The organism is Erwinia sp. JUb26, assembly GCF_003751505.1.
In the GTDB taxonomy this organism is placed as follows: Bacteria; Pseudomonadota; Gammaproteobacteria; order Enterobacterales; family Enterobacteriaceae; genus Erwinia.
The window spans coordinates 40822-61543 of the sequence record NZ_RJVB01000011.1 but is presented as its reverse complement, the minus strand read 5'-3'; the positions used below and the strand labels follow the sequence as shown (position 1 = coordinate 61543).

The following is a 20722-nucleotide window of genomic DNA, read 5'->3' as shown; positions in this document are numbered from 1 at the left end:
TTGTTTCAGTTAAGGAAATTCAGCGGTCTGCTGGCTGCGCTACTTATGACCAGTCCGTCGTTCGCTGGCAAGCTTGCGATAGTGATTGATGATTTTGGCTATCGCCCCGCGCAGGAAAATCAGGTGTTACAGATGCCTGCGGCCATTTCCGTCGCGGTGCTGCCTAATGCACCGCACGCGCGTGAGATGGCCACCAAAGCCCATCAGCGCGGCCATGAAGTGCTGATCCATCTGCCGATGGCTCCCCTCAGTAGGCAACCGCTGGAAAAAGATACTCTGCGCCCGGACATGTCAGTAGAGGAAATCGCGCGTATCGTGCGTGAAGCCGCCGCCGATGTGCCTTATGCCGTTGGGTTAAATAACCATATGGGCAGCGCAATGACCTCCAGCCTGCCCGGCATGCAGAAAGTGATGCAGGTTCTTGACCGCTATAACTATTATTTCCTCGACAGCATGACCATCGGCAACAGCCAGTCTACGCGCGCGGCAGCCGGAACCAGCGTCAAAGTCATCAAGCGCCGCGTATTCCTGGATGATACGCAGAATGAGGCAGATATCCGCAGGCAGTTTACCCGGGCGGTAAAGCTGGCCCAACGGGACGGCTCGGCTATCGCGATTGGGCATCCCCATCCTACAACGGTACGCGTACTGCAGCAGATGCTGCCTACCCTGCCTGCCGATATCACGCTGGTGCGGCCAAGCCAACTGCTTAACGAGCCGCAGCACGGCAGCAATGCGCCGCTGCCTGAGACCCAGCCGCAGCCGGTAAAACCGCGTAACCCGTTCCGCGCCGGCAAAAACTGCCCGGTGAAAACCGTGCCGGTTCCGGCAACGCTGGCTCTGGGGATTGTTGCTGAAAGTGTCAGTAACAGCCCGTTGCTGAAGACGCTGTCGCAGCAGTTTTCGGGATTAAAGCCTGATTTCACACGGTAATGGCACTGCCGCCAGCACCCGCTGGCGGTAGCGTTTTAAGACGGCCAGTTGAGGATCACTTTGCCCGAATACCCGGAGCGCATTTCATCAAACCCCTGCTGGAAATCATCGATGTCGAAGCGATGGGTAATTATCTGCGTTAAATCCAGCCCGGACTGCAGCAGCGCCACCATTTTGTACCAGGTTTCAAACATCTCCCGGCCATAAATTCCTTTGATAAACAGCCCCTTAAATATCACCTGATTCCAGTCAATGGCCATCTCCTCTGAGGGAATGCCCAGCATGGCAATGCGCCCGCCGTGGTTCATCACGCCCAGCATGGAACGAAAGGCAGCAGGTACGCCCGACATCTCCAGCCCGACATCAAAGCCTTCCGTCATACCCAGCTCACTCATCACCGCCTTCAGGTCTTCCCTGCTGACGTCAACCGCCCGGGTCACACCCATTTTCTGAGCCAGCGCCAGCCGGTATTCGTTAACGTCGGTGATCACCACATGCCGCGCGCCAACGTGGCGACAGATGGCCGCCGCCATAATGCCGATCGGCCCTGCCCCGGTGATCAATACGTCCTCGCCGACCAGATCGAAGGAGAGCGCCGTATGCACCGCGTTGCCGAAGGGATCGAAGATGGCCGCCAGTTCGTCGGGAATATTATCGGGGATTTTAAAGGCGTTAACCGCCGGAATAGACAGATATTCGGCAAAGCAGCCCTGACGGTTCACGCCAACGCCAATCGCATTGCGACACAGGTGAGTTCGCCCTCCCCGACAGTTACGGCAGTGCCCGCAGGTGATATGCCCCTCGCCGGATACCCGATCGCCGGGACGAAAGCCAACCACTTCCTGCCCCACGGCAACAATTTCTCCGACGTATTCGTGGCCGGTGATCATCGGCACCGGAATGGTCTTCTGCGACCAGGCATCCCAGTTATAAATATGTACGTCGGTACCGCAGATCGCCGTTTTGCGGATTTTGATTAACACATCATTGTGGCCAGGCTCGGGTATAGGCGCATCGTTGATCATCCAGATGCCCGGGCGGGCGTGCAGTTTGGCTAGTGCTTTCATCACGTCTCCTTTCAGGCAATCACGCCCAGCTGTCTGCCAACACGGGTGAATGCATCAACCGCGCGTTCCAGCTGTGGCGGCGTGTGGGAGGCAGAAATCTGGGTACGAATACGCGCTTTTCCTTCAGGCACCACCGGATAGAAGAAACCGGTCACGTAGATCCCTTCCTGCTGTAACAGGCTGGCGAAGGTCTGCGCCAGCCGCGCGTCGCCCAGCATTACGGGGATGATGGCGTGATCCGCTCCGGCCAGCGTAAATCCTGCTGCCTGCATCGCAGAGCGGAAATAGTTCACGTTTTCCCACAGCCGCTGCCGCAGCCCGTCGCCTTCCGCCAGCAGGGAAAGTACCTGTAACGATGCCGCGACAATTGAGGGTGCCAGCGAGTTGGAAAACAGATAGGGGCGGGAGCGCTGCCGCAGCCACTCTACCACCTCTTTTTTGGCCGCCGTGTAGCCGCCGGATGCTCCGCCAAGGGCTTTGCCCAGCGTGCCGGTGATGATGTCCACCCGGCCCATCACGCCGCAGTATTCGTGGCTGCCGCGCCCCGCCTCACCGACAAAGCCCACCGCGTGTGAATCATCCACCATCACCAACGCCTGGTAGCGATCGGCGAGATCGCAGATCCCCGCCAGATTGGCAATCACGCCATCCATAGAAAACACGCCGTCGGTGGCGATAAGAATATGGCGCGCGCCCTCTTCCCTTGCCCGCTGCAGGCAGGATTCCAACTCCGCCATATCGTTATTGGCGTAGCGATAGCGCTTCGCTTTACACAGGCGAATGCCGTCAATAATGGAAGCGTGATTCAACGCGTCGGAGATTACAGCATCCTCCGCGCCCAGCAGGGTTTCAAACAGTCCGCCGTTGGCATCAAAGCAGGAGGAATAAAGGATGCTGTCTTCCATGCCCAGAAATTCCGCCAGCCGCTGTTCAAGCTGGCGGTGGCTGTCCTGCGTTCCGCAGATAAATCGCACCGAGGCCATACCAAAACCGTGCGTATCCAGTCCCGATTTCGCCGCCGCAATCAGCGACGGATGGTTAGCCAGTCCGAGATAGTTATTGGCGCAGAAATTCAGCAGTTCGCTGCCGTCGGCCAGCCGGATTGTCGCCTGCTGCGCGCCCGTAATCTGCCGTTCGTTTTTAAACAGCCCGTCGCGCTCCGCCTGCCGTAACTGCTGCTTAACCTGCTGATAAAAAACATCCTTCATATTTATCCCTCACCAACGCTTTTCAGCAAAACTGTGTACTGAAAATACAACACAACAACGGATATATATGGCGAAAGATGTCAATATTGCAGCATATCTCACGGAATAATTTGTACAGCAGCGTGGGTTACAGACTCGTCTGGCTGTCTGCGGCGCGTTGAGATGTTATGATAAGACTATTAGCGCGTGGAGCCTCCTGCTCTACCTCACTGTAAAGGTTAAAGCTCATGATTATCGTCACCGGCGGTGCTGGATTTATTGGAAGCAATATCATCAAGGCGCTGAATGATAAGGGCCATACTGACATTCTTGTGGTCGACAATCTGAAAGACGGTACCAAATTCGCCAATCTGGTTGATTTAGACGTTGCCGACTACATGGATAAAGAAGATTTCCTGATTTCCATTTTGGCCGATGAAGATTTTGGCGATATTGAAGCCGTGTTCCACGAAGGCGCCTGCTCTTCCACCACCGAGTGGGATGGCAAGTACATGATGGATAATAACTATCAGTACTCAAAAGAGCTGCTGCATTATTGCCTTGAGCACGATATTCCATTCCTGTACGCCTCTTCCGCCGCAACTTACGGTGGCCGTAACGCCGACTTTATCGAAGAGCGTCAGTTTGAAGAGCCGCTGAACGTGTATGGCTACTCCAAGATGCTGTTCGACCACTATGTCCGCAGCATTCTGCCAGAAGCGCAGTCTCAGGTTTGTGGCTTCCGCTACTTCAACGTTTACGGGCCGCGTGAAGGGCACAAAGGGAGCATGGCGAGCGTGGCATTCCACCTCAATACCCAGTTGAAAAACGGCGAGAACCCGAAACTGTTCGAAGGCAGCGACGGATTCAAGCGCGACTTTATCTATGTGGAAGACGTTGCCGCCGTTAACCTGTGGTTCTGGGAAAACAGCGTTTCCGGCATCTTTAACTGCGGCACCGGCCGCGCAGAATCTTTCCAGGAAGTGGCGGACGCAGCGTTGAATTATCACCAGAAAGGTGAAATCGAATACATTCCGTTCCCGGAAAAACTGAAAGGCCGCTATCAGGCGTTTACCCTTGCCGATCAGAGCAAACTACGCGCGGCGGGCTACGATAAGCCATTCAAAACCGTCGCCGAAGGTGTGGCGGAATATATGGCGTGGCTGAACCGTAACGGTTAACGGAGCGGGGCAGGCAATGAAAATTCTGGTTATTGGCCCATCATGGGTCGGCGATATGATGATGTCGCAGAGCCTGTATCGCACGCTGAAGGCGGAACATCCCGAGGCGACGATCGATGTGATGGCGCCAGCCTGGTGCCGGCCCCTGCTGTCGCGCATGCCGGAAGTGAACGAGGCGCTGGCGATGCCGCTGGGCCACGGCGCACTGGAAATCGGTGAACGCCGCCGTCTGGGTAACGCGCTGCGCGAAAAGGGCTACGATCGCGCCTTTGTGCTGCCCAACTCGTTTAAATCTGCGCTGGTGCCATTTTTTGCTTCGGTCCCACGCCGCACCGGCTGGCGCGGCGAAATGCGCTACGGCCTGCTGAATGATATCCGCACGCTGGATAAAGCCGCGTTTCCGCTGATGGTGCAGCGCTACGTTGCGCTGGCATACGATAAATCTCGCATCGCCAGCGCACGCGATCTGCCACAGCCGCTGCTGTGGCCGAAACTGGTGGTTCAGGAATCCGAGAAGCAAACCACGGCCGCCGAATTTAACCTCGCCGCCGACCGACCGCTGATTGGCTTCTGTCCCGGCGCGGAATTCGGACCGGCGAAACGCTGGCCGCACTATCACTATGCCGCGCTGGCGCAACATCTGATCGACCAGGGCTATCAGATAGCGCTGTTCGGTTCGGCGAAAGACCATGAAACCGGTGACCAGATCCTTGCCGCGCTGAATGAAACCAGCCGACAGCACTGCCGCAATCTCGCTGGCGAAACCCAGCTGGAACAGGCGGTGATCCTGCTGGCCTGCTGCCACGCCGTGGTGAGCAACGACTCAGGGTTAATGCACATTGCCGCAGCACTCGATCGTCCGCTGGTGGCGCTGTACGGCCCAAGCAGCCCGGACTTCACGCCGCCGCTGTCCGACAAGGCCCGGGTGATACGTCTGATCGAGGGCTATCACAAAGTGCGTAAGGGTGATGCCGCCGAAGGCTATCACCAGAGTCTGATTGATATTACTCCAGCGCGCGTTATCGCCGAACTGGAAACGCTTTGCCCTACTCCAGGAGTTTGAATGCGGGTTCTGATTATTAAAACCTCCTCGATGGGAGATGTATTGCATTCGCTACCCGCATTAACGGACGCCATGCAGGCCATTCCCGGAATTCGTTTTGATTGGGTCGTTGAAGAGGGTTTTGCTCAGATCCCATCCTGGCATCCTGCCGTGGATCAAGTGCTGCCGGTGGCCATTCGCCGCTGGCGTAAACACTGGTTTGGCAGCCAGAACCGTGAAGAGCGCGTGGCCTTTAAGCGCGAGCTACAGTCGCGAGAGTATGATGTGGTGCTGGATGCGCAGGGGCTGATTAAAAGCGCGGCGCTGGTCACGCGTCTGGCAAAAGGCGTCAAGCACGGCCCCGACAGCCGCAGCGCACGTGAACCGTTTGCCAGCTGGTGGTATGACCGCCGTCATCCGATCGACAAGCAGCAGCACGCCGTACAGCGCACCCGCGAGCTGTTCGCCAAAAGCCTGGGCTACACGCTGCCGGAAACCACCGGTGACTACGCCATTGCCCGGCACTTTGTTCATGAACTGCCGGAAGATGCAAATCGGTATCTGGTGTTTCTGCACGCCACTACTCGCGACAATAAGCACTGGCCGGAAAACCACTGGCGTGAACTTATTGGTTTAATCGCGCCTTCAGGGTTAAGGATAAAACTTCCCTGGGGTGCGGAACACGAGCATCAGCGGGCCATTCGTCTGGCTGAAGGCTTCGATTTCGTTGACGTGCTGCCGAAGCTGTCGCTGGAGCAGGTCGCCCGGACACTGGCTGGCGCACGTGCGGTCGTCTCGGTCGATACCGGCCTGAGCCACTTAACCGCCGCGCTGGACCGCCCGAACATCACGCTTTATGGCCCAACCGATCCCGGGCTGATTGGCGGCTACGGCAAGAATCAGTTTGCGCTGATTTCTCCGGATAAAGATATGGCATCGTTGAGCGCAAAGAAGGTTATGGAGCAGCTCACCAACACGCTGAAGGTTGTCCCTGCCATTTCAGCCAGCGGACCCGCGGAATGAAAAAGAAGAAATTTGCTAAATTACGGGAGTGGAATCGCCGCCGTAATTACCTCATGAAAGCACTGCGAATGAATGTTGCTCGCTTACGTTTCGATCTTAAAGAACGAAAACGCTTCGATTTCTCCACCGTTAAGCGCGTTATCTTCCTGCGAGATGATGACAAAATCGGCGATATGGTCGTTTCAACCTCACTGTTTCGTGAGTTTGGCCGGGCGGGCTATGAGATTGACGTGCTGGCGGGGAAAAATAACGCCAGCATTATTGAACATAACCCGTATATCCATCAAATCATCATCGCCCCTGAAGGCCATGATGCCGGCCTGGCATTGGCTAAAAAACTCGCCCGTCAGCCGTACGATTTGGTGGTTGATATGGGTGATAAAATGTCACCGTCGCGACTGCAATTCCTGCGTCTGCTCAATGCGGGCAGCATGATTGGTTTCAATAAGCCGCAATATAATATCTATACCCGATCGCTCGACTACCCCGGCTACGACACGCATATTACCGGGCGCTATGCGCTGCTGCTGGAATCACTTGGCTTCAAAGAATTCAGTACGGATTACGATCTGCACTGCCCGGTGGAAACGAGGCAGCAGGTTGGCGATTTTATTGCGTCCTTACCCGGCACGCTAAACATCGTGCTCAATCCGTTTACCGCCGATAAACGCAGGGATTTATCCCTGGCGCAGTGCAGCGATCTGGTTACGCGGCTTCAGGAAAAATTACCCACGGCGAATGTCATTATCATTGGGTCTCCCTCACGCATCAGCAGCCTGAGCATTCCCGGAGCGCATCTTAATCCTTTCGACTCACTCAGCAGCGCAATTGAGCTGATTCGTCGCGCCGATCTGGTTATCAGCCCGGATACGTCCATCGTGCATATTGCCACCGCCTGGAAAAAACCGCTGGTCTGCCTGTATGGCCACGATCTGCACGGAAAATTTATCAACAGTGCCGTTTGGGGACCGGGCAATACCCGGTCCGTACAGCTATTCACGCGTGATAAAGAACACCCGGTTTCAACGATTGCGGTTGAAGAGATGATTACCGCCGTCGAAAAACTACTTTAAACCGGGCGTTACATTCCGGGGCTTTTCGTTATGCCACAGGGCGGAAAGGATAAATATTAACGGAAAGAAGATAGACTGCTCCCGGCTGATAAAGATGACATCGGTCAGCCCGCTGAAAATAACGACCAGCACCGTCGCCAGGAGCAGTGGATTATGGGACTTCCGGGCATAAAGTAGCATCGTGGCATAGAACAGAATCAACACCACCAGCCCCTGAATCCCCTGCAGACTGGCTGTCTCAATCACTTCATTATGCAAATGGATGTTCACAAACGCCAGGGACGCCTTTTCCCGGTGGTGTTCCGCAACATACTGTTTAAACCAGACAATACGCTCTTCCTGGCTCATGCCCAGAGGATGCTGCTCAAAGCTTGCCGCGCCCACTTTCCACATCGCCAGGCGACTGCTCAAAGAGCTCACGACATTGCCGTTGGTGCGCTCGTATAGCGCCAGCTGGATCTCAGTTGCGCTCACTTTTGGCTTAATGACGCTATTGTAGCTGGCAGCGGTGACGATGCCGACCGCCAGGACAATCGCCAATAACATCTTCCAGCCAAGATGACGAAACTTAAGTAAGCCAATCATCATGACGATCGCCGGAAACGCCAGCATCACATTTCGCGTACCGGTTAAAAACACCAGATATAAAGCCAGCAAGAATACGGCCCCAGCCTGAATCAGGCTGACCAGGCGGGAAGATTTCGCCAGCATAAAAATCACCGCCGCCGCCAGTGCCGAGTACATATAAGCGGCATCGGTGGCCCGGCCCTGATAGAAATCAACTCGCTGCAGGCCGGTGAAATACTGGTAAAGGCCGACGCCGCTGGCGACGACAAAGGCGGCGATCAGCGAGCCTTTTATCAATTGGCCCGTTCTGACACGATAGCGTTCTTTGTACGCCAGAAGAAACCAGGCGATCAGTGCGGCCAGGATCAACCGCTTTCCGGTAGCCAGATAGGAGTTATAGATATCGAAATCAGGATTTCCGATATATTCAACCGCGAACCAAAATAATTTACTGGCGCCAAGCAAAGCCAGAGCCAGCACAAAAAAAACGTTCCATCGTTTCAACGTCGGGCGAAAGAAGACCAGACCCGCTATCGAAAAGTAGGAAGAAAAGAAGAAGGCAATGCGGGAAGGTTTTTCATCGAAGAAATTAAAAAACACCGACAGCAGAGCGCACGAGAGGGCCCCAAAATAAAAAAATATCGCTTTATCCGAGAAATATCTGGCTGGTAATTTAAGCACGTTCACTCCTGAACTTCATGATGCGAATTTTCTAAAGCTGTCAGCTCTAGCCTTTCCGATACTTTTTCAATCACCCTGTCAGGGGTAATTAAATCCATCGCATTAGCAACGTGTTGATTACTTTTACGACGAGCAACGTAAATCACATCGTGTAAATGCCGATCCTGGAACGGTCCCGTAGAATAGGGATTAGCATTAACGAACAGGCTGACCGTTGGGGTTTTTGCCGCAATCGCAATATGCAGAGGCCCCGTATCACCGGTTAACAGCACTGAAAATTCATTAATCAGTTCGGTCAGTTGAATCAGCCCGGTGTTGCCAACGTAATCGGTGATACGAGGCCGCAACCCTTCATCCAGGTGCTGCCAGAAATCCGTCACCAGCGTTTTTTCGCCAGGGCCGCCAATTAATGCGATGCGTAGATCGTCCGATTTCTGCAGTAACGCGGCTGCGACCTCAGCAAAGTGCTTCGGAGCCCAGCAACGATCGGGCTTAGACGCGCCCATCTGGAAGCCGACCGTCAGAATCCCCCGCGGGGCGGGTTCTGCCAGCTTTACCGGTAATTTCATGTCATGGTCGCTGACATCGCATCCCAGCGGTTCCACCAGCGCCATCTTGCGCTGGATAATGTGGCCGACATAGCCAATCGTGTAGTCAGCCAGCCAGCGATCGCGTGCGTCAAAGTCGTCGTAGTAGTTATCACGAATGACATATTGCGCACCGGCAAGCACCGCGCTGAGATAATCATACGGCTCGTGCGAGTGCAGCAACAATGCCAGATCGGGCGGCCCCTGCTCTTCCTGCAGCGCCTTCATCATCGTACGCATGGAAGAAAACTTATTATTCCACCAGACGACGCGATCCCAGTCCTCGCCGTTTTGCAGAAACTCGCGAAATTTTTCGTGCGCCACTAGCGTTATCGTAGCAGTGGGATAGCGTAATCGGACCGCACGGATGGCAGGTGAGTTAAACAGGAAATCACCCAGTGCCGTGGTCGAATAAATAACAATATGGCGGAAATCTTGTTCCCGGCTCACGGATTGAGCGAATTTTAAACGCCCTTTCCAGCGCGTATAGAGGGTCAAAAAGAGGTTTACGGCTTTGATCTTCCAGCGCTTACTCATTAAAATTTCTCAATCCGGCATTATGTTTTGGCATCAGGTAAACAGTCAGACTTCACCTTTCTGAATAAGTTTGCCGCAACTCAGCCCACTTTACTCTGGTAATAGTCTGATAACGTCAGCCCTGTCGTACGCGACTGCAGCCAGCTGAACAGCTGCTCCAGATCGTCATACAGCGCATCGATATCGGCGGCGGTTTTGAACGTCGGGCTGCCGCCGGGCATAAACTCCGACGAGTGAAGCATAAATTCCACGTAGTCGCTGCCTGCGGCCAGCGTTTTTTCCGCCACGCCGATCATCTGCTGAAGGTTCCCGCGCATCGGCCGCAGCCAGTGGACCGACGGACTACGCTGCTTTCCGCGCAGCCGATCCCAGCCCTGCTTAACGCCGTTCATCAGCGCCGAATGCTTGTACTGAATGCTCATCGGCACTTCCAGCAGCGGTGAATCGCCCGCCCGGGAAATATCCTGCGGATCGATAAAATAAGCGCATTCCGGAAAATTCTGGTAATTAGTGCCACCGTTACCCTGCGGCGCGCCCGGCGAAAACTGCCAGTTCACGCGTGGCGTAACCGAGCAATCCACCTGATAGCCCAGCTCAATCAGCAACGCGGCATAAAATTCGTTAAATGCCCAACGCCCGGCACGGTGGCTGCGCATTTTCGTTTGCAGGGTGTCTTCCAGCAGCTGAGTGATATAGCTGACTTTTTCACGGATTAATGCTTCCGGATACTCGATCAGATAGGGCTTGTGCCGCCAGTCGTCGCCGGTGAGATCCTGTATCGGAGGATTATTCCACGCGTGCAGGTGCATGCCGATTTCGCCGGTATCGCGGGCAATCACGTCGCGGGCAAACTCAACGTAGGCCGGATCGACCGCCATTTCGTAGTTCGTCAACCAGGTCGGCTTGAAGGCATACTTTTCACAAAGCTGCTGGAAACGGGGCAAAAACCGGGTGTTTTCGGTGGTGATCCGATCGTGATTTTGCCAAAGATTATCGCCTTCGGTATCGATAGTGATGATAAACGCGGGCTTACCCATATTCTTTCCTGTCAGCACAATTATCTGCGGCTATGTTACGTAGCGGGCCCATAAAGCGCAAAGGTAATTCCTGCCATCCCGGCGATAGCGGGAGCCGAGGCTAGCCACGCCCTGGTGACTGCTTTAGAATCAGCAACTGGTTTATTGAACAGCGATAAAGCATGGAATCTCTGGATCTGCCTCACCTCTCTCACCCGGTATCACGCATCCTGGTGATCAAGTTTCGCCACCATGGCGATATGTTGCTGACGACGCCGGTTATTCACTCGTTAAAAGCCGCCTTTCCTGACGCTCAGATCGATGTGCTGCTTTTCGAAGAAACCCGCTCGATGCTCAGCTGCCATCCTGATATTCACCGGATCTATGCTATCGATCGCAGCTGGAAAAAACAGGGTGTGCGTTTCCAGATTAGCCAGGAGTGGCGGCTGATGAGTACGCTGAGAAAGCAGCATTACGATATGGTGCTGAATCTGGCCGATCAGTGGCGCAGCGCCATCATCACCCGCTTCACCGGCGCACGTGTACGGCTGGGGTTTGATTTCCCGAAGCGGCAGGGGCGGGTGTGGCGTCAGTGCCATACGCAGTTGGTTTCCACGGCGGACCATAATTCGCTGCATACCGTGGAGCAGAACCTGTCGCTGCTGGCGCCTTTGCGACTTTCACAGCGACGGGACAACGTCGCCATGCACTATTCCGCTGCGGATCGTCAGATCGTCCGCGAGCTGACCGGCCCTGACGATTATATCGTGGTGCAACCGACCTCCCGCTGGTTCTTCAAATGCTGGAGCGAAGAGAAGTTTGCCGCCGCTCTCCAGGGGCTGCTTGATGATGGCCGAAAAGTGGTACTGACCTCCGGCCCTGACGGCAAAGAGATCGCGATGGTTGACGGGATTATCGGACGGCTGACTTCGCGAGAAAACGTGTTTTCTCTGGCCGGGAAACTGACGCTGCCCCAGCTTGCCGCGCTGATTGACGGTGCGCAGCTGTTTATCGGTGTAGATTCCGTTCCAATGCATATGGCCGCGGCCCTGCAGACGCCGACGATCGCGCTGTTTGGTCCCTCTAAACTGGTGTTCTGGCGACCGTGGCAGGTTAAGGGCGAAATCATCTGGGCAGGAGACTACGCTCCCCTGCCGGACCCCGACAGTGTTGATACAAAGACCAGTGAACGTTTTCTGGATGCCATCCCCGTTGATGATGTACTGGCAGCCGCACGGAGGCTCTTAGCATGAAGCCCATCAGACTGGCTATCGTTCGGCAAAAATACCGGCCCGACGGCGGTGCCGAGCGTTTTATCGCCCGCGCGCTGGAAGCGCTGGACCAGCAGTCGCTGGACCTGAACGTGATTACACGCGAATGGCAGGGACAACGGCAGCCCAACTGGCATCTGCATATCTGTAACCCGACTAAATGGGGCCGCATCAGCCGCGAGCGGGGTTTTGCCGATGCTGCCCGGGCGCTGTGGCAGCGTGAAAACTTCGATATCGTGCAGAGCCACGAGCGCATTGCCGGATGCGATATCTATCGCGCCGGGGACGGTGTTCACCAACGCTGGCTTGAGTTGCGAGGTCAGCTGATGCCAGGCTGGCGACATAAACTGCTGCTGGCGAATCGCTACCACCGCTACGTGATGGCGGCGGAAAAAGCGATGTACGAAGCCCCGGAGCTGAAAGCTGTTATCTGCAACGCGGAGATGGTGAAGCAGGAAATCATCCAGCGGTTCGGCGTCGCCAGCGACAAAATCCACGTCATCTATAACGCGATTAACACGGCGCAGTTCGTCCCGGCAGATATGGCCACGCGGGCGGCGATCCGGCAAAAAATCGCGCTGCCGCTGGACGCCAGCGTGCTGATTTATGTTGGTTCCGGCTTCGAACGTAAGGGGCTGGCAGCGGCGATTCGCGCCGTCGCCAGTACCGATCGCTACCTGCTGGTGGTTGGCAAAGATAAAGCGGAAAAACAGTATCAGGCGCTGGCCGCAGAGCTGGGCTGTGCCGGGCGCATCCGCTTCGCCGGGATGCAGTCGGATACGCTGCCGTGGTATCAGGCCGCCGATGGACTGCTGCTGCCCACGCTGTACGATCCGTTCCCTAACGTTATCCTCGAAGCGATGGCCTGTGGCCTGCCGGTCATCACGTCGACCACCTGCGGTGGCGCTGAGTTTATTCAGCCGGGCCGTAATGGCTATGTCTGTGAAGCGCTGGATATCCCGGCGCTGCGCGATGCGGTAATGGCCCTTCCCGCACGAGTGACCGACAGCAGCATGGCGCTGGCAGCACGCGAGCAGGTGATGGCGTCCACGCCGCAGCGACTGTCGCAGCAGCTGGTATCGCTTTATCAACAGATTCTGGACTAACCGATGCGTATTTTGATGATTATTGACGGCCTGCCTGGCGGCGGTGCCGAAAAAGTGGTGCTGACGCTGTGCGAGGGAATGCAGAAGATAGGCCATGACGTCAGCCTGTTTTCGCTGCGTAACGTGTGTAATTACGCACTTCCGGACGGGATTGATTATCAGATCGTGGAAAGCCCGAGCAGGGCTCCCTGGCGTAAGCTCACTGAACTGTCGCGCCGTGCCGCTGCACTCGATGATGCCATCGCAGTCAGTGAATCGCGTCACGGCAGCTACGATTTGATCTTCTCCAATCTGCATAAAACCGATCGTATCGTATCGCGCTGCAAAGCCATTCCGCCGCAGAAGCTGTGGTACTGCATCCACGGCATTCTCTCCACGTCTTATCTTGGCCATCGCAGCGGACTTAGCCGCTGGCTGAAGCGGCGTAAAATCGCCCGGGTTTATCAGGGCACAAACATCGTCGCGGTCTCTCGTGCAGTAGGAGAGGACCTGACCCAGCAGTTGGCGATCTCGCCTTCCCGTCTGGCGGTGATTAACAATCCTTTTGATATTGAAGGTATTTTAAAGCAGGCCGCCAAACCGTTATCCGTCGCGGGCGTGCCCTATATCGTTCACGTCGGGCGTTTTCACCCGCACAAGCGACACGATCGCCTGCTGGAGGCCTTCGCCGCATCGGGCATTCCGGCCAAACTGGTACTGGCAGGAACCGGCAACGAAGACCAAATCGCGAAAGTGAAGGATCTGGCCGTTCGACTGGGTATTGATGACCGGGTGGTTTTCGCCGGTTTTCAGGCCAACCCTTATCCGCTGATCAAACATGCCCGGATGCTGGTGCTGAGCTCGGATAGCGAGGGGTTTGGCAACGTGCTGGTGGAAGCTCTACTGTGCGGCACGCCGGTGGTCAGCACCCGCTGCCCTGGTGGCCCGGCGGAAATTCTCGAACGTATGGGTATGAGCGACGCGCTGGCGGAGTTAAATGCCGACTCGCTGGCCGCGAAGATAGCGGCGACCTGGCAGTCGCCACCGTTAATCGATAGTCAAAAACTCAGCGAGTATGACTTAGAACCCGTTTGCCGGCAGTATCTGGCGCTGCAGGCGAAATCAATCCGCTAAGCTTTGCAGCTGCTGCCAGACCTCATCCACGCTGACATCGGCGCACTCACCGGAAGGCGTCTGCATAATGCGGTAGTCGCCTGACCACGGATGCCAGACCTTGCTGTCCGTATCACCAAACAGCACCACCTGCTTTTTATTCATCGCCGAGGCCAGATGCATCTGGCCTCCGTCGCTGCACAGCAGGCGATCGCAGTGCTCAAACGCCGCCACCAGTTCGCGCACCGAAGCGGTAGGATAGAGGGAAACACGCTCGCTGGCACAGGCAGCCAGTACCTGATCCGCACGATGTTCATCACCGACATCATCAGGCGCCAGGGTTCCCTGCGGCGACCAGAAGATCACCGCGCTACCGTTACCGTTCGCCAGATGGCGCTGGATAATCTCGACATAGCGCTCCAGCGGCCAGCGGCGTTTCGGGCTGCGGCTGCTGATGTGCACCGCCAGAACCGGGCCTTCGCTGTAGCTGCGCTCGGCAAAACGTCGAGTAGCCAGCTGGCGCTCCTGATCGTTCAGCCAGATCCGCACCGGGGGGATCGCCATCTTTTGGTCGCTAATGGCAGAAAGATAGCTGAACGTCCGCTCAACCTGATGCTCACCGGTGAAATCCGCCGCCCGGAAAGGAACAGTTATCGCCCGGTCGCCGGTATCGGCACCGATGATATGCTTTGCCCCCGCCATTTTCGCCAGACGAAGGCTGTATACGCAGGGATTCGGGTTCGCCAGGATCACCGCATCAAAGCGGATACGGCGCAGCTGCATAAAAATTTTCAGCCGGTCGAGATACACGCCGAACTTACTCTCATTTTTCTTACGATGTTTGGCTTTACGATAAATGAAGGTTTCTTCGATATGTGGATTGTTTTTGACCACATCCTGACTAACGGTATTGATCAATAGATAAACTCTGGCCTCTGGCCAGGCAGATTTGGCACCTTCAATCAGCGGAGTGGTACATACCAGATCGCCAATATTGTCACGGCGGATAATCAAAATATTTTTCATTACAATCCTGCTGACAAACACCCATCTGTGTTGAAAAGTGGCTCCCTTCTCCCTGAACCCAATCCTGCCAGACTCCTGTCTGCGTCTAAAAACTGCGCACCAGCTCACAATCGGCTGGCAGGGTTACCCCATGAATCTCAACTGTCAGACATCACACTGCGATAAATGACTCATCACATTGTTAAAAAAAACCAAAAACTTCATCAATTCAATAAAATAATGATTTTAAATAAACTTTACAGATTAATATTTAATAAAATTTTTGTTCACCTGTACCGGGAGGCACATTGCGCCTGCTACATTGCCTGCGTAAAGGCTAATGGTCGTGCCCACCTGCTGAAAGGCTAAACGATGAAGTAGTGTGAGCCAGCGTCACTTATCTGATAACATGCCCTATTATTCCTTTTTCTGGCAATCTCTGGGCATAAGTCTCTTTTCACCTGAAAAAACAATGTGATGATTACCATTTATACCGTTTTGCTGTATCTCATTCAGCCTCTCATCTGGCTCCGTCTCTGGCTACGCGGGCGGAAAGCGCCTGCCTATCGTCTGCGGTGGGCTGAACGCTATGGTTTCTGCAAAGGGAAAGTGAAGCCTGATGGGATCCTGCTGCATTCGGTTTCCGTCGGTGAAACCCTGGCCGCCATACCTCTGGTTCGTGCCCTGCGCCACCGCTATCCCGATCTGCCCATCGTCGTAACGACCATGACGCCGACGGGTTCCGAACGCGCCAGCTCTGCGTTTGGCAAAGATGTTCATCATGTTTATTTGCCCTATGATTTACCCGGCGCGATGAATCGCTTCCTTGATACCGTCAATCCCCGACTGGTGATCATTATGGAAACCGAACTCTGGCCGAATATGGTTTCCCTTCTGCACGCGCGTAAAATTCCGCTGGTGATCGCCAACGCCCGCCTGTCGGAACGCTCAGCGAAGGGCTACCAGAAAATCGCCAAGTTTATGAAGCGTATGCTGCAGAAAATTACGCTAATCGCGGCGCAAAACCAGGAAGACGGTGAACGCTTTATCGGGCTGGGGCTGAAACGCTCACATCTGGCGGTGACCGGTAGCCTGAAGTTTGATATTTCCGTAACCCCTGAACTGGCTGCTCGCGCCGTGACGCTGCGCCGCCAGTGGGCACCGCATCGCCCGGTATGGATAGCGACCAGCACCCACGAAGGTGAAGAGAGCATTATTCTGGACGCGCACCGCAAGCTGCTTGCCCGCTTCCCGACGCTGCTGCTGATCCTCGTACCGCGCCACCCGGAGCGCTTCGACACCGCGCGCAACCTGACGCAGAAAGCCGGGATGAGCTATACGCTGCGCAGCAGCGGCGAAATCCCTTCCGGCAGCACCCAGGTCGTGATCGGCGATACCATGGGCGAACTGATGCTACTGTACGGCATTGCCGACCTGGCGTTCGTCGGCGGCAGCCTGGTTGAACGCGGCGGCCATAATCCGCTGGAACCGGCGGCTCATGCCATTCCGGTGCTGATGGGGCCACATACCTTTAACTTCAAAGATATCTGCTCCCGCCTGCAGCAGGCGGACGGTCTGATCACCGTGACCGATGCCGACTCGCTCGATAAAGAGATTGGTACGCTGCTGACCGACGAGGATTATCGCCTCTACTACGGTCGCCATGCGGTTGATGTTCTGCATCAGAATCAGGGCGCACTGCAGCGCCTGCTCCATCTCCTGGAGCCTCACCTGCCACAGCGGAATCACTAAATGCCTACTCGCCAGCCGCTGTCGGTTGTCCTGATTGCTAAAGATGCGGCTGAACTCCTGCCGGAATGTCTGACGTCCGTCAGTTGGGCGGATGAAATTATTCTGCTCGACTCCGGCAGCAGCGACGGCACCAAGGAAATCGCTGAACGCCATGGCGCGCGCGTTTTTCACTCCACGGAGTGGCACGGCTACGGCAAACAGCGCCAGCTTGCGCAGAGTTACGCCAGCCATGCGATGATTTTGATGATCGATACTGATGAACGGGTGACGCCTGAACTGCGCCGCAGTATTGAGCGGGTGCTTGAACAACCTGCGTCAGAGACGGTGTACAGCATTGCCCGTCGCAATCTGTTCCTTGGCCGCTTTATGCGGCATAGCGGCTGGTATCCCGATCGGGTGACACGCCTTTATCCCCGCAGCTATCGCTACAATGATAATCAGGTGCATGAATCCCTGGACACCGCGCAGGCGCAGGTACGACCGCTACAGGGAGACCTGCTGCATCTGACCTGTCGTGACTTTTCCGCCTTTCAGTGGAAGCAGTTCGCCTATGCGGAAGCCTGGGCGAAACAGCGCCACCAGCAGGGTAAACGCTGCGGCATCGTCGCAATATTCGGCCATACTGCAGGAGCCTTCCTGAAAACGCTGGTGCTACGCGCTGGTTTTCTCGACGGTAAACAGGGCTGGCTGCTGGCCGTGGTCAATGCCCAGTATACGTTCAATAAATATACGGCCCTGTGGGCTCTCAATCACGCATCCAGGAACGGCAGACTATGAGCACTAAAGCCATCTACCCCGGCACCTTCGACCCAATGACCAATGGCCATCTGGATATCGTGACGCGCGCCGCGCTGATGTTTGACCACATCGTTCTGGCGGTGGCGGCGAGCCCCAGCAAAAAGCCCCTGTTCACGCTGGAGGAACGCGTTGCGTTAGCCACGGAAGTGACGGCGCATCTGGGCAATGTGGAAGTGGTCGGCTTCAGTGATTTAATGGCCAACTTCGCCAAATCTCAGCAGGCCAACGTGCTGGTACGGGGATTGCGGGCCGTATCCGACTTCGAATATGAATTACAGCTGGCGCATATGAACCGCCATCTGCTGCCGACCCTGGAAAGCGTCTTCCTGATGCCTTCTGAAGAATACTCGTTTATCTCATCATCGCTGATGAAAGAGGTTGCGCGCCACGGCGGCGAGGTTAAAGCCTTCCTGCCAGAGCCGGTGTATCTGGCCCTGCAGGCGAAACTCTGAATTTATTTCTGGCAGCGCGGGCAGAAGAAGGTGCTTCTTTGTGCGTGTTTGCTGCTTTCTATCGGCGTGCCGCACGCGCGGCACGGTTCTCCCGCCCTTCCATAAACCTGTAGTTCCTGAGCGAAGTAGCCGGGCTTGCCGTCGCTTTGCAGAAAATCACGCAGCGTGGTGCCACCCTGCTCGATCGAGCGCAGCAGTACCGCTTTGATTGTCGCCACCAGCAGATCCGCTTCCGTTTCGCTTAACGCCATGGCCGGACGATCGGGATGGATCCCGGCGACGAACAGGGATTCGCTGGCGTAGATGTTGCCCACGCCCACCACCAGTTTGTTGTCCATCAGCCAGGGCTTGATCGCCGTACGCTTCGTGCGTGATTTGGCAAACAGATAGGCGCCGTTAAAACTGTCTTCCAGCGGTTCAGGCCCAAGATGGGAAAGCACTGAGCTGGCTGCGAGGTCAGTACACCACAGCCAGGCACCAAAGCGGCGCGGATCGGTATAGCGCAAGACCTTGCCGTTGCTCATCACCAGATCAACGTGGTCATGCTTCGCGGGCGGCAGTTCGTGTGGCAACATCCGCAGGCTACCGGACATACCCAGATGGATAATAATCCATCCGGCTGGCAGCTCCAGCAGCAGATATTTGGCGCGCCGCTGCACGCTGAGCACCGGCTGATCGCTGAGAGCATGAATTTCGTGTGAGACGGGCCAGCGCAGGCGGGAATTACGTACCACGGCATGCAGAATCGTCGCGCCGACCAGATGTGGCTCAATTCCGCGTCGGCTGGTTTCTACTTCTGGTAATTCTGGCATCTTACCGCTCCCGTTGGCTTATCAACATGATGACGCAGTACTCTAATACAAAACTCAGAAACAAAAAAACCCGGCCGGAGCCGGGTTTTTCAACTGAGATTAATTACTTAATCTTAGCTTCTTTGTAGATCACGTGCTGGCGGACAACAGGATCGAATTTCTTCAGTTCCAGTTTTTCCGGCTTAGTACGTTTGTTCTTCGTGGTGGTATAGAAGTGACCTGTACCAGCAGAAGAAACCAGCTTGATCTTCTCACGAATACCTTTAGCCATGTTTCAGTTCCTTACCTTAGTACTTCTCACCGCGGGTACGCAGATCGGCCAGAACCGTCTCAATACCCTTTTTATCGATTACACGCATGCCTTTGGCAGATACGCGTAGTGTAACGAAGCGCTTTTCGCCCTCAACCCAAAAACGGTGAGAGTGCAGGTTCGGCAGGAAACGGCGTTTCGTCGCGTTCATTGCGTGGGAACGGTTGTTACCCGTCACCGGACGCTTGCCAGTTACTTGGCAGACTCGTGACATGTCTATTCTCCAAAAATCAAATCAGCTCGAGCTTTAAAAATAAGGTTTTGGCCGCCTCGTCAGACTAATAGCCTATCCAGGCGAGTTCTATGTGAACCCGCTGAGCAGGCCCAAACGCCAAACCCGAGATTCTCAAAGGTGGCGTAGTATACGCCCTGTAGCGCGAGTGCTCAAGTCCCGAACAGATAAAGATCCCTCTGGATCGCCTGTAACTGTCTTAATTGCCTGTGAAACAGCCGATTTTTGTACACTAACCGGCCCGACATTCGTACTTCAGGGCAACAAAAGGCAATAATTCACATCCATCCCCGCTCGGCAAAAGAAACATATTCCCCTCGCCCAATCACGATATGGTCCAGCACGCGAATATTGAGCAGCGTACAGGCACAGACGATTTGCTGGGTAATATCGCGGTCGGCACAGCTGGGTTGCGCCAGCCCGGAGGGATGATTATGAGCCAGAATCAGCGCCGCCGCATTGTGTTTCAGGGCTTCGCGTACAATTTCCCGAGGATGCACTTCCACGCTATTGATGGTGCCGCTGAACATCTCGCAGGCATGGAGAACCCGGTGCTGATTATCAAAAAAAATCACCTGAAAGATCTCGCGCTCGCGATGAGCAAGCGAACTATGTAAAAAATCCAGCATCTGCTCTGAGCTGGTGACGGTGTGGCTCTCCAACGCTTCCCGGCAGGTAAAACAGCGCCGTGCCAGCTGTGCAACAGCATGAATCTGCGCATATTTAGCCACGCCGATCCCACCTATCGCCTGAAAATCCTCCTTCGTCGCATTCATCAGCCGATACAGCGACCCAAAATGGTCGATTAAGCGCTGCGACAGTTCCATGACATGCACACCGCGCGTGCCGGTGCGCAAAAAAATGGCCAGCAGCTCGCAGTCACTTAACGTGGCCGCACCAAATTTGATCAGCTTTTCACGCGGGGGCAACCCCTGCCACTTACTTTCCATCTTCTGCGTCTCCTTGCCTCAACACGCAAAAGCATGGCATTATATACA

At 55.4% G+C, this 20722-nt stretch carries 21 protein-coding genes; 11 read left to right on the top strand and 10 right to left on the bottom strand.

Features of this window, described 5'->3' with window-relative positions; translation table 11 throughout:
* A complete protein-coding gene (locus EC836_RS22855; RefSeq protein ID WP_123337452.1) occupies positions 1 to 933 on the top strand; it encodes a divergent polysaccharide deacetylase family protein in 933 nt (310 codons plus the stop codon).
* A gap of 35 nt (positions 934 to 968) precedes the next feature.
* Here EC836_RS22855 and tdh read toward each other — a convergent pair whose 3' ends face one another.
* Positions 969 to 2000 (bottom strand): L-threonine 3-dehydrogenase, encoded by a 1032-nt coding sequence (gene tdh / locus EC836_RS22850; RefSeq protein WP_123337450.1) that lies wholly within the window; start codon positions 1998 to 2000, stop codon positions 969 to 971.
* Between the two features lie 11 nt (positions 2001 to 2011).
* A complete protein-coding gene (kbl, locus tag EC836_RS22845) occupies positions 2012 to 3208 on the bottom strand; it encodes a glycine C-acetyltransferase (protein ID WP_123337448.1) in 1197 nt (398 codons plus the stop codon).
* A gap of 227 nt (positions 3209 to 3435) precedes the next feature.
* Between kbl and rfaD the strand changes: the two genes are divergently transcribed.
* Genes rfaD through EC836_RS22825 form a run of 4 tightly spaced genes read left to right on the top strand, consistent with a single transcriptional unit; the run spans position 3436 to position 7506 of the window.
* Positions 3436 to 4368, top strand: coding sequence for an ADP-glyceromanno-heptose 6-epimerase (gene rfaD, locus EC836_RS22840; RefSeq protein WP_123337446.1), 933 nt, complete (start codon positions 3436 to 3438; stop codon positions 4366 to 4368).
* A 16-nt stretch (positions 4369 to 4384) separates the two neighbouring features.
* On the top strand, positions 4385 to 5431 hold the full coding sequence (gene rfaF / locus EC836_RS22835; protein ID WP_123337444.1) for an ADP-heptose--LPS heptosyltransferase RfaF: 1047 nt from the start codon (positions 4385 to 4387) through the stop codon (positions 5429 to 5431).
* Positions 5432 to 6433, top strand: coding sequence for a lipopolysaccharide heptosyltransferase RfaC (gene rfaC / locus EC836_RS22830; protein WP_123337442.1), 1002 nt, complete (start codon positions 5432 to 5434; stop codon positions 6431 to 6433).
* Entirely contained in the window at positions 6430 to 7506 is a 1077-nt protein-coding gene (locus tag EC836_RS22825) for a glycosyltransferase family 9 protein (protein WP_123337440.1), read from the top strand. The genes rfaC and EC836_RS22825 overlap by 4 nt, the downstream gene beginning before the upstream one ends.
* On the opposite strand, the gene EC836_RS22820 is transcribed toward EC836_RS22825, so the two are convergent.
* The 3 genes from EC836_RS22820 to EC836_RS22810 form a co-directional block, all read right to left on the bottom strand.
* Positions 7498 to 8754 (bottom strand): O-antigen ligase, encoded by a 1257-nt coding sequence (locus EC836_RS22820; RefSeq protein ID WP_123337438.1) that lies wholly within the window; start codon positions 8752 to 8754, stop codon positions 7498 to 7500. The genes EC836_RS22825 and EC836_RS22820 overlap by 9 nt on opposite strands.
* 2 nt (positions 8755 to 8756) lie before the next feature.
* Entirely contained in the window at positions 8757 to 9878 is a 1122-nt protein-coding gene (locus EC836_RS22815) for a glycosyltransferase family 9 protein (RefSeq protein ID WP_123337436.1), read from the bottom strand.
* An 80-nt stretch (positions 9879 to 9958) separates the two neighbouring features.
* The gene (locus EC836_RS22810) at positions 9959 to 10915 is read right to left on the bottom strand and encodes a polysaccharide deacetylase family protein (RefSeq protein ID WP_123337434.1); all 957 of its coding nucleotides are present in this window, start codon (positions 10913 to 10915) and stop codon (positions 9959 to 9961) included.
* Positions 10916 to 11076: 161 nt separating this feature from the next.
* On the opposite strand from EC836_RS22810, the gene rfaQ reads away from it, so the two are divergent.
* The 3 genes from rfaQ to EC836_RS22795 are packed head-to-tail and all read left to right on the top strand — an operon-like array spanning position 11077 to position 14384.
* Positions 11077 to 12147, top strand: coding sequence for a putative lipopolysaccharide heptosyltransferase III (gene rfaQ / locus EC836_RS22805; RefSeq protein ID WP_123337432.1), 1071 nt, complete (start codon positions 11077 to 11079; stop codon positions 12145 to 12147).
* Positions 12144 to 13271: a glycosyltransferase family 4 protein gene (locus EC836_RS22800; RefSeq protein ID WP_123337430.1), complete on the top strand. Its 1128-nt coding sequence runs from the start codon at positions 12144 to 12146 to the stop codon at positions 13269 to 13271. Before rfaQ ends, EC836_RS22800 begins: the two co-directional genes overlap by 4 nt.
* Positions 13272 to 13274: 3 nt before the next feature.
* Positions 13275 to 14384: a glycosyltransferase gene (locus EC836_RS22795; protein WP_123337428.1), complete on the top strand. Its 1110-nt coding sequence runs from the start codon at positions 13275 to 13277 to the stop codon at positions 14382 to 14384.
* Here the strand turns inward: EC836_RS22795 and EC836_RS22790 are convergent.
* Positions 14373 to 15389: a glycosyltransferase family 9 protein gene (locus EC836_RS22790; protein WP_123337426.1), complete on the bottom strand. Its 1017-nt coding sequence runs from the start codon at positions 15387 to 15389 to the stop codon at positions 14373 to 14375. The two genes, EC836_RS22795 and EC836_RS22790, sit on opposite strands and share 12 nt — an antisense overlap.
* A gap of 456 nt (positions 15390 to 15845) precedes the next feature.
* Here EC836_RS22790 and waaA point away from each other — a divergent pair, with 456 nt between their 5' ends.
* From waaA to coaD, 3 genes are read left to right on the top strand one after another with little or no spacing between them, the layout of a single operon-like run.
* Entirely contained in the window at positions 15846 to 17120 is a 1275-nt protein-coding gene (waaA, locus tag EC836_RS22785; protein ID WP_123337424.1) for a lipid IV(A) 3-deoxy-D-manno-octulosonic acid transferase, read from the top strand.
* The gene (locus tag EC836_RS22780; protein WP_123337422.1) at positions 17121 to 17897 is read left to right on the top strand and encodes a glycosyltransferase family 2 protein; all 777 of its coding nucleotides are present in this window, start codon (positions 17121 to 17123) and stop codon (positions 17895 to 17897) included.
* A complete protein-coding gene (gene coaD, locus EC836_RS22775) occupies positions 17894 to 18370 on the top strand; it encodes a pantetheine-phosphate adenylyltransferase (RefSeq protein WP_123337420.1) in 477 nt (158 codons plus the stop codon). The genes EC836_RS22780 and coaD overlap by 4 nt, the downstream gene beginning before the upstream one ends.
* Positions 18371 to 18372: 2 nt before the next feature.
* Here the strand turns inward: coaD and mutM are convergent, their stop codons facing one another.
* The 4 genes from mutM to radC form a co-directional block, all read right to left on the bottom strand.
* Positions 18373 to 19182, bottom strand: a complete 810-nt coding sequence (gene mutM, locus EC836_RS22770) for a bifunctional DNA-formamidopyrimidine glycosylase/DNA-(apurinic or apyrimidinic site) lyase (protein ID WP_123337418.1) — start codon at positions 19180 to 19182, stop codon at positions 18373 to 18375.
* A gap of 103 nt (positions 19183 to 19285) precedes the next feature.
* Positions 19286 to 19453 (bottom strand): 50S ribosomal protein L33, encoded by a 168-nt coding sequence (gene rpmG / locus EC836_RS22765; RefSeq protein WP_001051798.1) that lies wholly within the window; start codon positions 19451 to 19453, stop codon positions 19286 to 19288.
* 16 nt (positions 19454 to 19469) lie between these two features.
* The gene (rpmB, locus tag EC836_RS22760) at positions 19470 to 19706 is read right to left on the bottom strand and encodes a 50S ribosomal protein L28 (RefSeq protein WP_105594435.1); all 237 of its coding nucleotides are present in this window, start codon (positions 19704 to 19706) and stop codon (positions 19470 to 19472) included.
* A 296-nt stretch (positions 19707 to 20002) separates the two neighbouring features.
* The gene (gene radC / locus EC836_RS22755) at positions 20003 to 20674 is read right to left on the bottom strand and encodes a DNA repair protein RadC (protein WP_123337416.1); all 672 of its coding nucleotides are present in this window, start codon (positions 20672 to 20674) and stop codon (positions 20003 to 20005) included.
* Between the last annotated feature and the right edge of the window lie 48 nt (positions 20675 to 20722).